The organism is Devosia indica, assembly GCF_003056405.1.
Taxonomy (GTDB): Bacteria; Pseudomonadota; Alphaproteobacteria; order Rhizobiales; family Devosiaceae; genus Devosia; species Devosia indica.
The window spans coordinates 40,028-53,148 of the sequence record NZ_PYVZ01000004.1; the positions used below are offsets into that span (position 1 = coordinate 40,028).

A 13,121-nucleotide genomic window follows, 5' to 3' on the forward strand; every position below is an offset into this window, starting at 1 on the left:
TATGTGGAGCCCCTTTGATGATGTCCCCCCGCGCCGCCTCCTGGCTTCAGGCCACCCCCTTCGCCATCATAATGACCGGTCTGGTGATTGTGCCTTTGGCGATGATCTTTGCCGTCAGCTTCATGGATTACGGTTTTGCCGAGATCATTCCAGAGTTTTATCTGGGGAATTGGACGGATATTTTCAGGTCGGATCTGGCCGTCGCCACCTACGCCACGGTGCTCAGGCAGGCCTTTATTGTCTGGGGTGTTACGCTGCTGCTCGGCTTCACCATCGCCTACTACCTCATCTACCACGTGCGTTCGAATTTCTGGCGGGCGATCTTCCTGGCAGCCTGCGCTATCCCGTTCTGGACTTCCGGGCCCATTCGGATGATTTCGTGGGTGCCGTTGCTCGGGCGCGAGGGGCTGGTCAACCAGGCGCTGACGGGTCTGAACCTGATCGATGAACCTATCTCCTGGCTGCTTTATTCCGAGTTCTCGGTCATTGTCGTCTACATAAACATGCTGACCATGGCCATGGTCGGACCGATCGCCAATTCCATGGCCAAGATCAGTCCGGCTGTGGTGCAAGCGGCCCGGGACCAGGGTGCCACAGAATGGCAGGTGATCACCGAGGTGATCATTCCCCTCATCAAGCCGGGCATCGCTGTCGGTACCATTTTCATCGTCACTGCAGTGATGGGCGACGGATTCCTGGTGCGTGCCATGAGCGGCAACCAGGTCAATACTCCCGCCGTGGCGATCATGAACGAGATCAATGCCTTCCAGTTTCCGCCTGCCGCCGCCAAATCGGTGGTGCTTCTGGTGGTGGTGATGGCCTTCGTGGGCGTTCTGCTGCGCCTTGTTGATATCCGCAAAGAACTGGCTCGATAGGAGGTCCTCATGCTCAACCGGCGCCCGCTTTCCTACTACCTGCTCTCGACATTCTTCACGGCTTTCCTGCTGTTCCTCTATGGGCCGATGATCTGTGTCTATCTGCTGTCCTTCCAGGGGCCGGAGGGGGGCATGAGTTTCCCCATGCGCGGCTTCTCGCTGGTATGGTTCGAAACCCTGTTCAGCGCCCAGGGCCGCGGCGTGGGGGATCTCCACAATTCCTTCTTCCGCTCCATTCGGCTGGGGCTGATTGTGGCGCTGCTGACCATGTTGATCGGCGTTGCTGCCGGCATGAGTTTCCGGCGCAAATATCCCGGATCCAACTTCGTCTTCTATTCGGCCATCGCCAGCATGGTGGTGCCAGGCATTTTCGTCGGCTTCGGAATTTCGCTCACCCTGCGCCTGCTCGGGCTGCGGCCGGACTGGTGGTATTCGGGCATCGGGGCCCAACTCACCTGGTCGCTGCCCTTTGCCATGCTGATCATGTTCATCATCCTGGGCCGGCTCGACAAATCCTACGAGGAGGCAGCGACCGATCTCGGCGCCAGCTCGGCCCAACGGTTCCAGTATGTCATCCTGCCGCTGATCCTGCCTGGGGTCATCGGCATCATCATGGCCGGCTTTACCTCGTCCTACGAGGAATCGGCGCGCGCCGGGCTCAATATTGGCACTGGCAACACCATGCCCATGGAACTGACGGGCCTTCTGGGGGCCGCCACCACCCCGGTCATGTTCGCCGTGGGCACACTGACCACCCTGTTCATGTTCAGCATCGTCATCGCCACCCTGCTGGTGAGCGGCAGCATTGCCAAGAGACGACAGCTTCGCCTTACCGCCCATTGAGCCTGATTGGCCATTCCGAGGACATCGTCATGAAGATCGACACCGAATTCAATGCCAAGAACCTGGTTCCCGACACCGAGGCGGGCGAGCCCGCCGAGGGCACTGTCAACCGCTTTGACGTCGAGATGGTTGCTGTCTCGAAATCCTATGACGGCGGCGCCCGCGCCGTGGACGAGATATCCCTGCGCATTCCCAAGGCCAGCTATTGCTGCCTGCTGGGGCCTTCCGGATGCGGCAAGACCACCACCCTGCGCATGCTGGCCGGACATGAAGACGTCACCGACGGGGACGTGTTGATCCATGACCGGAATGTCACCGACGCGCTGCCCGCGGGCAGGGGCACTTCGATGATGTTCCAGAGCTATGCGCTGTTTCCGCATCTGAGCGCGCTCGACAATGTCGCCTTTTCGCTCAAGCTCAAGAAGGTGCCCAAGGCCGAGCGTCAGGCGCGGGCCATGGAATTCCTCAAGCTGGTGCAGATGGAAGAACTGGCACATCGCATGCCGGCCCAGCTCTCCGGTGGCCAGCAGCAGCGCGTGGCGCTGGCGCGCTCGCTCATCACCCGTCCAAAGGTTCTGCTGCTGGACGAGCCACTGTCCGCGCTGGATCCCTTCTTGCGGGTGCTGATGCGGTCTGAACTCAAGCGCATCCAGACCGAGCTGGGCATTACCTTCGTGCACGTCACGCACAGCCAGGAGGAAGCCCTGGCCCTGAGCGACATGGTCGTGGTCATGAACAATGGCAAAATCATGCAGGCTGGAACGGCGCGCGAGGTCTTCGAAAAGCCATCCAACACTTTCGTCGCCCGCTTCATCGGGGGACACAATGTCATCGAGTTCGAGGGGCGGACGGTATCGGTGCGGGCCGACAAGTGCCGCATTGTCGAAGCCGTGGGGGGGCGCAACCTGCCCGCGACGATCACCAGCATCGAGTATCAGGGGCCCCTGGTCCGCATCAACCTTGTGACCGATGACCGCAAGGACCTGTGCGCGGTCATTTCGGATACACGCTTCTTCGCCGATCCGCCCGAAGTGGGCGAGGCCGTCACCTTCTCCTGGATGCCGGATGACGAATGGGCCTTTGGCGCCTGACCGGGCGCATTGGGGATCGTTTCAGCACGAGTATGACGTGCTCAAAAACCGAAAGGCGCCCAATTGCTGGGCGCCTCTTCAGTTTGGGGCTGGGTGTCTTGTTTTTGTTTCAGATCAGGCCGGCACAACCGAGCGGGCTGCGATCGGACCACGCACCTGGTCGAACAGCCAGTCTTTGAAGCTGTTCACCGTCTTGGGGGAGGCCGGCGACCACGGAGATACCAGGAAATAGGGACTGCGGATCGGATAGGCTTCACCGATCTGTACAAGGGAGCCGTTGCGCAGGCTGTCCTCGATCAGGATCGAACGCCCGAGAATGGCGCCAAGGCCGATGCGGGCTGCTTCGATGCTCGGGCTCGATTGGTTGAACCGCGGGCCCTTGGTGATGTCGCTGCGATTGACTCCATACTCACGCAGATAGCGATCCCAGTCCGGATAGGGGCCATTCTGTTCGGTCCGGACCCTGTCCTGGTGGATCAAGGGAACCTCACGCAATATGGCGCCCCAATCTGAACCGTAGCGGGCGGCCAGCGCAGGCGAACAAACCGGGATGATTTCTTCTTCCATCAGCGGCTCGATGCGGCGGTCCAATGCCGTCTGCCAGTTGCAGATCCACAAATCGGTTTCTTCGTTCTCGATGTCCTGCCGCTTTACAAACGTGGTGATGGTCACGTCGATCTCGGGTGCGCCTTCGACATATTTGCTCATGCGCGGCAAGAGCCAGAGCGACGCGACGGAGGCGGAGGCGCCCACCATGAGGCGCTGGCGTTCATCGGCTGGAGCCATCAGCGAAATCAAGGATTCGTCGATAAGGTCGAGCGCATTGGTCAGCTTGCCCAGGCAGGCCCGGGATTCGGTTGTGAGCTCCAGCCTGCTGTTCTTGCGCAGGAAGAGCTTGGTTTGCAGGAAATCCTCAAGCAGTCGGATCTGATGACTGACTGCTGTTGGGGTAACACATAACTCGTCCGCTGCACGGACCAGACTCTTGCAACGGGCCGCTGCCTCAAAGGCACGAACCGCATTGAGAGGGACGCGACGTCTCATGGAAACCTCACTTGCCTCTCCTCCCCAAAACACAGCAAATCACGCTCTTGACCCGTCGACAAGCTTAATTTGTGAACATAACAGCTATGTGCATATTTCTTGGGCATTGGCTGTCATTTTCCTGTCATTTGCCGTTCATGGCGCGCTGCGGGCGGGGATGATGTCGTCAACGGGCACGGGATGTTCGAAGTCTGTGCCGCGCCGGCGGTGGTGCAAAAGGTAGAGATAGGCAACGCCTACGCCCAGGCAGCACAGCAGCCCGTTGAGCATGACCGCCGCCGCAACGCCAAGGGTCGAGGCGGCGGCCCCGGTCAGGATCGGGCCAATGGGGGAGGGAATGAGCAGGTTGATCATGCTGACCAGGCGCCCCCGCATTTCCGGCGGCGCCCAGAGTTGCAGGGAGGTGTTCATGGAGGCCGAGAATGTCACGGCCGCGGCCCCGACCATGAAGAACAGCAAGCCCGAGAGCACCAGGCTCGAGGAAAAGCTGATGGAAAAGAGCACCAGCCCGAAACTGACCCCGGCAAGCAGGATGCGCCGCGACGAGGGGGCACCGCGCGTCGTCATGATCGCCGCCGCCATGAAGGAGCCAGTTCCGAGACAGGAGTTGAGAATGCCGAATTCCGCTGCGCTGGCGTGAACCAGGTAGGTCGAGATCAACGGTACCATGGTGGTGAAGTTCTGCCCGAACAGGCCGATAAAGGCCGTGGCGATGAGCAGGAACAAGACTGGTGGCGTCCGCCGGGCAAAGGACAGTCCTTCGCGCACCTGTCCGAGCAGGCGCTGCTTATTGGCAAGGCGGCGGGGCTGCAACTCGCTGGTGCGCAGCAGGGCCAGGGCCGCCAGCATGGCACAAAAGGTCAGCGCGTTGAGGAAATAGGCCGTGGCGACACCAAAGGCGGCGATGACCACGCCGCCGATGGCGGGTCCGATGATCCGCCCCAGGTTCTGTGCCAGTGAACCCATGGCGATGGCATTTGGCAAGTGCGTGGTTGGCACCAGTTCGCTGACAAATGCCTGGCGTAGCGGAGCATCGAGGGCATTGATGATGCCCAGCGTCATCGCCAGCACGTAAATGTGCCAGATATTGACGGTTCCCGTGGCGCAGAGCAGCCCGAGTATTATGGCCTGGGTCGCACCCAGAGCCTGGGTGATCACCATCAGCCGCCGCCTTGGAAATCGGTCCGCCAGCGCTCCGCCAATCAGCGAAAGCAGCATGACCGGGAGGAACTGGAGTGAGGTGACGATGGCAAGCGATAGCGGCGAGCCGGTGAGGTCCAGGACGAGCCAGGCCTGTGCCGTCATCTGCATCCAGGTTCCAGGTACTGAAATGACCGAGCCGGCAAAAAATATGCGGAAATTGCGGACCGTGATGGCCTTGGATACCCGCGGCCGTTTGCGGGCCGTGCGCGGGCCTGGAGGTGGAGCCATCTGGTTCATGGCGGCCGACTTCAGGCAGGCTCGCGCATGACGTATTCGTCGGGCCGCCGATTGGTAGCAAAGGCCCAGCGTTCGCGGATCTTGACCTGGCGGTCGAGATTAAGCTCGGCCAGGATCATCTCGTCGTGGTTGGTTTTTGCACGGGCGAGAATGGAACCGTCCGAGCCGACGACGAAGGAACGGCCGATATAGCGCACGCCATTCTCCTTGCCCGCCTTGCCTGCCGCGATCACGGCGGTGCCGGTGAAATAGGCCCCGGCCGAGATTGCCAGTTCGGAGGCCTTGCGGGCCTGCCCGAGCGTCCCACCAGGCATGACCGGCGTGTTGTACGCCACGGCAATGACCTCGGCCCCGTTGATGGACAGGGAGCGGTAGGATTCGGGGAACCGCCGGTCATAGCAGATCAGCCCGCCGACCTTGACTGCTCCCAGGTCATGCACGGCAAAGCCGAGATCGCCGGGAAGAAAATAGCGTTTCTCCAGAATAGTGATCGGCGCATCGGCCTTGGGATCGACCTGGCCGGGAATATGCATCTTGCGGAAGGTGCCGACCCGGCTGCCCTTGTTGTCGATGAAGCTCATCGAATTGTAGAGCCCGGCATTGTTCTGCTCGGCAAACGGCAGGACCAGGGCCATGCCAAATTGTGCTGCCCTGGCTGCGATGGCGTCAATGGCAGTCTGGTTCTCCTCGGGGTTCACGAAGGGCGTAAGGTCCTCGTGCACCTCGGCGGCAAAATAGGGCGTCAGGGCCAGTTCAGGCAGCACGGCCAGCGTGACGCCTGCAGCGCCTGCCTTTTCGACCAGCGCCAGGATGCGGTCTGCGGTTTCGGTGATTGTGGGGGCGGCAGGCCCCAGCTGCAGTGCGGCAACAAGCATGACGGTTTCTCGCGGTATGAGGGATGGGTCCGCACGACATGCGGACCGCGGTGGCCAACCCTGGGAGGCGGCCGTCAGGCGGCCTTGGCGGCCTGTGAGTTCTGGCCAATAATGTCCAGTGCCTGATCGGTGCTGATCACGTCACAGATCTTGAAGGCCATGTCGAACAGCGCTGCGGCGTGAGAGAGTTCGATACGATCGAAACAGCCTTCTTCGACCACGCTCATCTTGTAGCCATGGGCGCGGCCATCGACGCAGGTGGCCCGCACGCAACCAGACGTGCTGTTTCCCACCACCAGCAAACCATCAAGCCCCAGAGAGCTCAGGATCAGCGGCAGATTGGTAAAGGCAAAGCAGCTCGGTGTCTGTTTTTCGACCAGGATGTCGCCATCCATCATCGCGACTTCGATCGGCACTTCGGATTTGGCGTTTTCCGAGCTGAAATTGTTGCCCGGCTCGGACATGGCCAGGCCGGTATAGGGGTGAAAAATATGCTTGGAATAGATGACCGGCATGCCGGCGGCGCGGGCGGCCTTGAGCAACTGCTGCTGGAATGGCACGGCTTTCCAGGCATGTGGCCCGCAGGCGCCGGAAAACTCGTCGAGCTGCTCCCAGATGGGCTTGTCATGACCCATTGCAGTATTCTGCATATCGATGACCAGCAGCCCCACCTTGCTGCCGGGGCCGGTGGGCTTGCGCGGTTTGCGCGCGGCCATCACCTTCTTGTCGTCTTCGGTCAGAAACGCGTCCCAAACAGCCATGGCGGTCAACCTCATCCTTGGAGCTTCGATACCGAAACGCTAAGGGATTGCGGCTGTGTGCCGCCAATGGGGAATTCTCCCGGAGCCGATGAGAAATGCTCACGCGGCGGTCCTGCCGGGTTCCACAAAAGGGCATGAGGATTTCTTGGCGGCGACCGAGGGAAACTAATTTGACCCTCCCGGGGTACGCGTGGATGTTGGGTGCAACACCACGGCAAATGCGTGCCCTTTTGCGGCGCACCGCCCAAACGGAATACTATCAATGTCTCAATCAGCCGCCGCGCCTCTGGGCGAACGGCGACGCATTGTCGTCGCCTTCATCGTTGCCTTTGCTTTTCTGATGCAGGGCATGGACACCACGCTGCTCACCATTGCCATACCCACCATCGCCGAGGCACTGGCTGTCGATCCGCTGCTCCTGCATCTGGCCATCACCGGTTATCTGGTCAGCCTGGCCGTGTTCATGCCGGTGAGCGGTTGGTTTGCAGACAAATTCGGCGCTCGCCGGGTTTTCTGTGCGGCGCTGGTCGTTTTTACCCTTGGCTCCCTGCTGGCGGCCATGGCCCCTAACTTGAGCCTTTTGGTTGCCGCACGCGTCGTGCAGGGCTTCGGCGGGGCATTGATGACCCCCGTGGGGCGGCTTCTGGTGCTCAAGGCGTTCGGGCCCGGACGCACGCTGGACGCCATGACCTACCTGACACTGCCTGTTCTGATCGGCCCTTTGCTAGGGCCCCTCCTGGGCGCCACCATCATTTCCTTTGCCTCCTGGCGGATGCTGTTCCTGGTCAGCATGCCGCTCTGCCTGCTCACCATCGTCCTGACCCTTCGTTTCATACCGGCCCTGCCGGTGGCCGGAGCCAAGCGCTTCGACTTGCCCGGTTTCCTGATGGTGGCAGCCTCGCTTGTGCTGTTCCAGCTCGGGGTGGAACATCTGGCCCATCCGGTTACTGGCCTGGTCGGCACGCTTGGCATATTTACCGGCGCAGTGCTGATTTTTGTGGCCTATATGGCACTTGCACGAGGCCGTGCGCATGCTGCGCTCGATCTTTCGCTGTTTGCCAATCAGCGCTTTTCGGTTGGGGTCATTGCCGGTGGCATCGGTCGCGTGGGGCTCAATTCCTCGGCCTTCCTGCTGCCCCTGACACTGCAGATCGGCTATGGAATGACCCCGATCATGGCGGCCCTCATCACCTCGATTTCCGCTGTCGGCGCGTTTCTGGCCAAGCCGCTCCTCAGGCGAGCTATTGCCATGATCGGATATGGCGGCCTGTTGATGACCGTGACCGTTCTTGGCTCGGGACTCATGGTCAGTTTCTTTGCCATGGATGCACAATCGGGCCTGGTTCTGACAGTGGCAGCCGTCCTCGCGCTGGGCGCCATTCGCACCATGCACTTCAACGCGGTCAACTCCCTGACCTATTCGGATGTGCCCGACGACAAGCTCAGCAGTAGCGTGGCATCTGCCGGGGTTTTCCAGCAACTGGCCATGGGGCTTGGCATTTCCTTTGGCGCCACTGTGCTGTCGTTCCTGGTCGCCGATGGTCACCTGCCGCAGATTGCCGACTTCCAGCATGCTTTTCTTTTCATGGGTTTGATCCCACTGCTGTCCTTGCCGATCCTGTTGACACTGGTCACTGCCAACCGCAAGCCGAAGGAGGCGGGTCAGACTGTCTGACTGCTGCGGGTGTCGGGCCGCACGAAGCGCTTTATTAGTCTGCCATCAATTACCAGCAGTCCTGCCATGACCACGACGATACCAACCAGATGCAGCGGATGCACCACCTCGCCCAGCAGCGTGGTGCCCAGCAGCGTAGCGACGATGGGCCCGATATAGGCATTGACCGAAAAGTTGGTCACCCCGACCCGGGGAATCATCCAGTACATGACCTGAAAGGTGAAGGCGGTGGGAAAGAGGCCCAACGCCAGCCAGGCCCACCAGGTCTGCGAGAGCTCGATTTGCGGCATTCCTTCGATGAGCACCGCCGGCGGCAGCGTTGCGAGCAGCGCGCCGGTCATCGCATAGGCAGCGACCACCTGTGGCGCTATGCGGGCGAAGCCCCGTGTGATGTTGAATGCAACTGCAAAGACGAAGGTGCTGAGCAGACACAGCACCACGCCCAGTGCCTGTCCGCCCATGCCACCGGCAAAGCTGGGCAGGGCGAGGATTGAGGCACCGGAGAAGCCGATTACGGCTCCGATCGCCTTGGTGCGATTGGCGCGTTCACCACCCGGCCAGAAATGGGAAACGGCTAGGGTCATGATCGGCAGCAGGAGGTTGATCATTGCGACCAGACCTGTGGAGATGTGGTCCTGGATGATGGGCATCATCACGAATGAAAAGGCATAGCTCATCACACCCAACCCGAGCAGCTGAGCGACCAGCAGCGGTTCGGTCGGGACCCTGATCCGGCTTACCAGCACGATAAACCAGCTTACGGCCGCCGCGATGAAGGCGCGGCCTGCGGCCATGGTTAACGGCTCCAGTTCGCGCCCTGCGATTTCGATCAGCAGGAACGAGCTGCCAAAGATGACGCCGACAAGAACGATGATTGCCCAGTATCTTATCGGCACGTCCCGTACTCCGCTCACGACTGCGGAAAAACGGTACAGGGCCTCAAGGCTCGCGCCTAACCAAGACATCTGCGCCCGGCCGTGAGCAAATCTCAGCCGGGCTGTGGTGGGGTGCGATGGGCTAGTTCTGGGCGCGCCAGGCGTCGATGATCTCGGATGCGGTGGCGAACCAGACCTGGCCGCTGGCCCGTGCCGTCTCGAGGAATTGCCGGATGTATTTTGCGCGCAGTGGCTGGCCGGAGACATGCGCCTGCAGCCCAAGGGTCATGACCATGCCGGAGCGTTGGCCGTCCTGGATCAACGTTTCCAGGTGATCGGTAAGGGCCGTCTCATATTCCCAGGGCGTATGGCTCTGGGCCTGAATGACCGCGGCGTCGGCGGTGTCGGGGCTGTAGGGCAGGGCGCTGAGCTGACCCTGCGGCACGTGAAAGGCATAGGGCTGATCGTCATTGCCCCAGTCGAGCGTGTAGTCGTAGCCCAGCTCTGCCAGGAGGGTTGTGGTATGGCTGGACTGGCTGCCGCCGGGGCCAAGCCAGCCGCGAGGTGACTGTCCAGTCGCCTGCTTGATCGCCGCTGCCGAGGCAGCGAGATAGGCCCGTTCATCCGCGACCTCCAGGGCCGAATTGACGACCTGGTTGACCCTTGCGCCATGGCCGACAAATTCCCAGTTTCTGGCCAAGGCGTCCTCGACCAGGGCCGGGGCGCGCTCGAGCAACACGTCGCTGATTGGCAAGGTCGCCTTGATTCCGAACGCGTCCAGAATGCGCATAAGCCTGAAGACGCCGACCCTTGCGCCATAGTCCCTATAGGTGAACCCGACCAGATTGAGCGGGCTGGTGACCAGATCGCCATAGTCGGCCGTGATGACCACAGCGATGGCCACGGCCGCCCCATTCGGCCAGACCAGGCGCGGTCGGTCAGGCAGGGGCGAAAAGCTGTAAAGGCCGTGGTCCATGCGCGTCACTGGATCGACGGCGACGCTGTTGTAGGTTGGAGCGAGCTCGGTCATGGCGGCCTCACGCGGCGTCGGTGGCGGCCCCGGCAAGCCGGCGGCCGAAATGATTGGCATAGTACCAGTCGGCAATCTCACCGGCCGTGGCCTGCCAGACGCCGCTGTGACCCAGGATATATTCGAGCGCCTGCCGCAGATATTTGATGCGGGAGGGTGCCGTCACGGCAAAAGGATGGAGGCAGATGGCCATGACCTTGGGCGCCGTGGCGCCTTCCTCATAGAGCATATCGAACTGGTCCATGATCAACCGGCCGAAGGCCTGGGCGGTCTGCGCCTGCCCGCCCAGCGCTACGCCAGAATTGACCTCGAAGCTATAGGGCAGGGAGATCAGTCTGCCCCTGGCAACCCTGACCTCGGTGGGCTCGTCGTCATGGAACAGGTCGGCCCAGTATTTTACGCCTGCTTCGGCCAAAAGGTCCGGGGTGCGCAGGGTCGTGGTCAGGGCAGGCCCGAGCCAGCCACTGATCGTCTTGCCGGTGGCGCGCCGAACGATGTCGATCACGGTTTCGATCAGTTCGCGCTCCATCGGCTCATCCATCCCAAAGGCGAAGCGGGTATTGTAGAGGCCGTGTGACTGATAGTCCCAATCCCGTCGGACCATTTCCTCGGCAATGCGCGGAAAATGCTCGAACACCGCTGCATTCATCGAGGCTGTGGCGCGAATGCCCAGATCGTCGAAAAGCTCGAACAGCCGCCACAATGCAACTCGATTGCCATAGTCGCGCGGCTGGAAGCCCGCCACATTGGGGAGCGGTCCTGGATAGGGCGCGCGCTGCGGGTTCGGGGGCGGCAGCCATTCAAGATATTCAACATTGGGCACCACGAAGACCGCGATGCGCGCATTCCCCGGAAGCGACAGCGGCGGGCGCCTGGTGATTGGCGAATAGGCGTATCTGTCGAGATCGGTCACGAATTGTCCTCTCAGGCAGGCAGTTCGAGGCGGCCAAGCACGCGCTCTGCGGCGATGGCGGCCTGAATGACAGTGCGGTCAGTGCCAGGTGCGCCGACAAGTTGCAGGCCAAGCGGAAGTCCATTCTCGGCAAGCCCGCAGGGAATGGTTGCTGCCGGAAAGCCGAGCAGGCTCCAGGGGGATAGCAGAGAAGCGTTGCCGGTCGATTCCAACCCCTCCGGCGCTGGCGCCGGGGTCGTCGGCATGGCCAGCACGGGGTGTGCGTCGAAGAGCGGCAGCATGGCATCACGCAGCATGCGCCGCGCCCGCAAGGCCTGCAGATAATATCCAGCCGGAACCAAAGCGAAGGCTTGCACCAGCAGTTTATGCCGCCCCGACATCCGTTCGCCGGCGCTGGCCAGGCGGGGAGCGTGGTAGGCAGCCATCTCCGTGCTCATGATGAGGTGATGGATCGCATGATGCGCGCTGAACAATTCGGGCAGAGCCACGGTGTCGACCTGCATACCTGCCGCGCAGAGGCGTGCCAAAGCGGCGTCGACGACGGCCACGGTGTCCGTTTCGGATGTTTCAAAGAAGAAATCCCGCAACACACCAATGCGCCACGCGTCTTGTTGCTTGGCTTCCAGGCCAGGGTTTTGTGCAATGGCGCCGAAGATCAGGTCGAGGTCCTCGGCCGAGCGGGCTATCAGTCCGGGATGGTCCAGGCTCCAGGAAACCGGCAGCAGCCCGTCGCGGGAGAGGGCGCCGTAGCTGGGCTTGAAGCCGGCAACGCCATTGTAGGAGGCGGGACGAAGGTTGGAGCCCCCGGTCTGGGTGCCGATGGTCGCCGGCACCATACGCGCCCCAACGGCGACACCTGACCCCGAGCTTGACCCGCCCCCGGTATGGGCGGGGTTCCAGGGGTTGCGGGATCCGGGTGGAACGCCCATACCGGCAAATTCCACGGTTTCGCACTTGCCCAGGATAATGGCGCCGGCCGAGCGCAGCGCCGCGACCACACCCGAATCTGCATAGGTGGCGTTCGGATCCATGGTCTTAGAATTGGCCAGCGTCGGCATGCCCTGGGCGTGAAACACGTCCTTGATACCCACGGGCACGCCATGCAGTGGACCCCTCAGAGCGCCGGATCGTGCTTCCTCGGTCATGACCCTGGCCTCCGCCAAGGCGCCGTCCCGGTCAATATGTGCCCAGGCCCGCCATAGCGGTTCACGCGCCTCTATGCGCTCAAGGTAGCTTGACACGGCCTCAACCGGATCAACCAGACCAGACGCGATGTTGCCAGCCAGCTCGGTTGCCGTCATGTCCAGTATGCCAGTCATCTCGGTTCTTGCCCGGCGGTGGCAATATCCTCGCCAAACAGCGGTTCGATATCGTCGGGGATGTCCAAGGCGCTGACGATGGCCATGGCGTTGGCAATGCCATCCAGAATGGGACCAAGTTCAAGCGCTTGCGGGCCGTCCCAGGCCAGCTCTGCACAGGACATTAGGTAATTCCTGGCGTGATCCACACTGACAGGCGGCTTGAGGCGCACGATGGTCTCCCGAGGCAAATCAGAGAATGGCTGCAGGATTTCAGCGTGGGACCTTCAGCGCCAATGACCATTTCTCAGGGCGCGCCTGAATGGACCTTCGGCAACATCAGCGATGACAACGAACAAGGGATTTGAACGCTCCCGATACGCCGAATGCTACAGCGTCGC

General features: G+C 61.6%; 13 protein-coding genes. 4 read left to right on the forward strand and 9 right to left on the reverse strand.

What is annotated here, in order from left to right; genetic code table 11:
- Window positions 1-17: 17 nt before the first annotated feature.
- From DDE76_RS05030 to DDE76_RS05040, 3 genes are all read left to right on the forward strand, one after another.
- Complete coding sequence (locus DDE76_RS05030; protein WP_104894150.1) at window positions 18-875, forward strand: ABC transporter permease; 858 nt, start codon at window positions 18-20, stop codon at window positions 873-875.
- A 9-nt stretch (window positions 876-884) separates the two neighbouring features.
- Entirely contained in the window at window positions 885-1,718 is an 834-nt protein-coding gene (locus DDE76_RS05035) for an ABC transporter permease (protein ID WP_104894151.1), read from the forward strand.
- Window positions 1,719-1,843: 125 nt separating this feature from the next.
- Window positions 1,844-2,809 (forward strand): ABC transporter ATP-binding protein, encoded by a 966-nt coding sequence (locus tag DDE76_RS05040; RefSeq protein ID WP_245891817.1) that lies wholly within the window; start codon window positions 1,844-1,846, stop codon window positions 2,807-2,809.
- Between the two features lie 114 nt (window positions 2,810-2,923).
- On the opposite strand, the gene DDE76_RS05045 is transcribed toward DDE76_RS05040, so the two are convergent.
- The 4 genes from DDE76_RS05045 to DDE76_RS05060 all read right to left on the reverse strand — a co-directional run bounded on the left by DDE76_RS05045 (window position 2,924) and on the right by DDE76_RS05060 (window position 6,929).
- Window positions 2,924-3,853, reverse strand: a complete 930-nt coding sequence (locus DDE76_RS05045; RefSeq protein ID WP_104894152.1) for a LysR substrate-binding domain-containing protein — start codon at window positions 3,851-3,853, stop codon at window positions 2,924-2,926.
- Window positions 3,854-3,988: 135 nt separating this feature from the next.
- A complete protein-coding gene (locus tag DDE76_RS05050) occupies window positions 3,989-5,293 on the reverse strand; it encodes an MFS transporter (RefSeq protein WP_245891805.1) in 1,305 nt (434 codons plus the stop codon).
- A gap of 11 nt (window positions 5,294-5,304) precedes the next feature.
- The gene (locus tag DDE76_RS05055) at window positions 5,305-6,168 is read right to left on the reverse strand and encodes a nitrilase-related carbon-nitrogen hydrolase (protein ID WP_104894153.1); all 864 of its coding nucleotides are present in this window, start codon (window positions 6,166-6,168) and stop codon (window positions 5,305-5,307) included.
- 74 nt (window positions 6,169-6,242) lie between these two features.
- The gene (locus DDE76_RS05060; protein ID WP_104895016.1) at window positions 6,243-6,929 is read right to left on the reverse strand and encodes an isochorismatase family protein; all 687 of its coding nucleotides are present in this window, start codon (window positions 6,927-6,929) and stop codon (window positions 6,243-6,245) included.
- Window positions 6,930-7,191: 262 nt separating this feature from the next.
- On the opposite strand from DDE76_RS05060, the gene DDE76_RS05065 reads away from it, so the two are divergent.
- Window positions 7,192-8,604 (forward strand): MFS transporter, encoded by a 1,413-nt coding sequence (locus DDE76_RS05065; RefSeq protein ID WP_104894154.1) that lies wholly within the window; start codon window positions 7,192-7,194, stop codon window positions 8,602-8,604.
- Here the strand turns inward: DDE76_RS05065 and DDE76_RS05070 are convergent.
- The 5 genes from DDE76_RS05070 to DDE76_RS19490 form a co-directional block, all read right to left on the reverse strand.
- Window positions 8,592-9,500 (reverse strand): DMT family transporter, encoded by a 909-nt coding sequence (locus tag DDE76_RS05070; protein WP_158672420.1) that lies wholly within the window; start codon window positions 9,498-9,500, stop codon window positions 8,592-8,594. The genes DDE76_RS05065 and DDE76_RS05070 overlap by 13 nt on opposite strands.
- A gap of 121 nt (window positions 9,501-9,621) precedes the next feature.
- A complete protein-coding gene (locus tag DDE76_RS05075) occupies window positions 9,622-10,509 on the reverse strand; it encodes a polysaccharide deacetylase family protein (RefSeq protein ID WP_157955666.1) in 888 nt (295 codons plus the stop codon).
- 7 nt (window positions 10,510-10,516) lie between these two features.
- On the reverse strand, window positions 10,517-11,422 hold the full coding sequence (locus DDE76_RS05080; RefSeq protein ID WP_157955667.1) for a polysaccharide deacetylase family protein: 906 nt from the start codon (window positions 11,420-11,422) through the stop codon (window positions 10,517-10,519).
- An 11-nt stretch (window positions 11,423-11,433) separates the two neighbouring features.
- Window positions 11,434-12,741, reverse strand: a complete 1,308-nt coding sequence (locus tag DDE76_RS05085) for an amidase (protein ID WP_104894158.1) — start codon at window positions 12,739-12,741, stop codon at window positions 11,434-11,436.
- Complete coding sequence (locus tag DDE76_RS19490) at window positions 12,738-12,905, reverse strand: hypothetical protein (protein WP_157955668.1); 168 nt, start codon at window positions 12,903-12,905, stop codon at window positions 12,738-12,740. The genes DDE76_RS05085 and DDE76_RS19490 overlap by 4 nt, the downstream gene beginning before the upstream one ends.
- Window positions 12,906-13,121 lie beyond the last annotated feature (216 nt).

What these genes read in the sequence shown, in the direction of transcription:
- DDE76_RS05030 (WP_104894150.1), top strand. Translation starts at nt 18, where the DNA reads ATGATGTCCCCCCGCGCCGCCTCCTGGCTTCAGGCCACCCCCTTCGCC.
- DDE76_RS05035 (WP_104894151.1), top strand. Translation starts at nt 885, where the DNA reads ATGCTCAACCGGCGCCCGCTTTCCTACTACCTGCTCTCGACATTCTTC.
- DDE76_RS05040 (WP_245891817.1), top strand. Translation starts at nt 1,844, where the DNA reads ATGGTTGCTGTCTCGAAATCCTATGACGGCGGCGCCCGCGCCGTGGAC.
- DDE76_RS05045 (WP_104894152.1), bottom strand. Translation starts at nt 3,853, where the DNA reads ATGAGACGTCGCGTCCCTCTCAATGCGGTTCGTGCCTTTGAGGCAGCG.
- DDE76_RS05050 (WP_245891805.1), bottom strand. Translation starts at nt 5,293, where the DNA reads ATGAACCAGATGGCTCCACCTCCAGGCCCGCGCACGGCCCGCAAACGG.
- DDE76_RS05055 (WP_104894153.1), bottom strand. Translation starts at nt 6,168, where the DNA reads ATGCTTGTTGCCGCACTGCAGCTGGGGCCTGCCGCCCCCACAATCACC.
- DDE76_RS05060 (WP_104895016.1), bottom strand. Translation starts at nt 6,929, where the DNA reads ATGGCTGTTTGGGACGCGTTTCTGACCGAAGACGACAAGAAGGTGATG.
- DDE76_RS05065 (WP_104894154.1), top strand. Translation starts at nt 7,192, where the DNA reads ATGTCTCAATCAGCCGCCGCGCCTCTGGGCGAACGGCGACGCATTGTC.
- DDE76_RS05075 (WP_157955666.1), bottom strand. Translation starts at nt 10,509, where the DNA reads ATGACCGAGCTCGCTCCAACCTACAACAGCGTCGCCGTCGATCCAGTG.
- DDE76_RS05085 (WP_104894158.1), bottom strand. Translation starts at nt 12,741, where the DNA reads ATGACTGGCATACTGGACATGACGGCAACCGAGCTGGCTGGCAACATC.
- DDE76_RS19490 (WP_157955668.1), bottom strand. Translation starts at nt 12,905, where the DNA reads ATGTCCTGTGCAGAGCTGGCCTGGGACGGCCCGCAAGCGCTTGAACTT.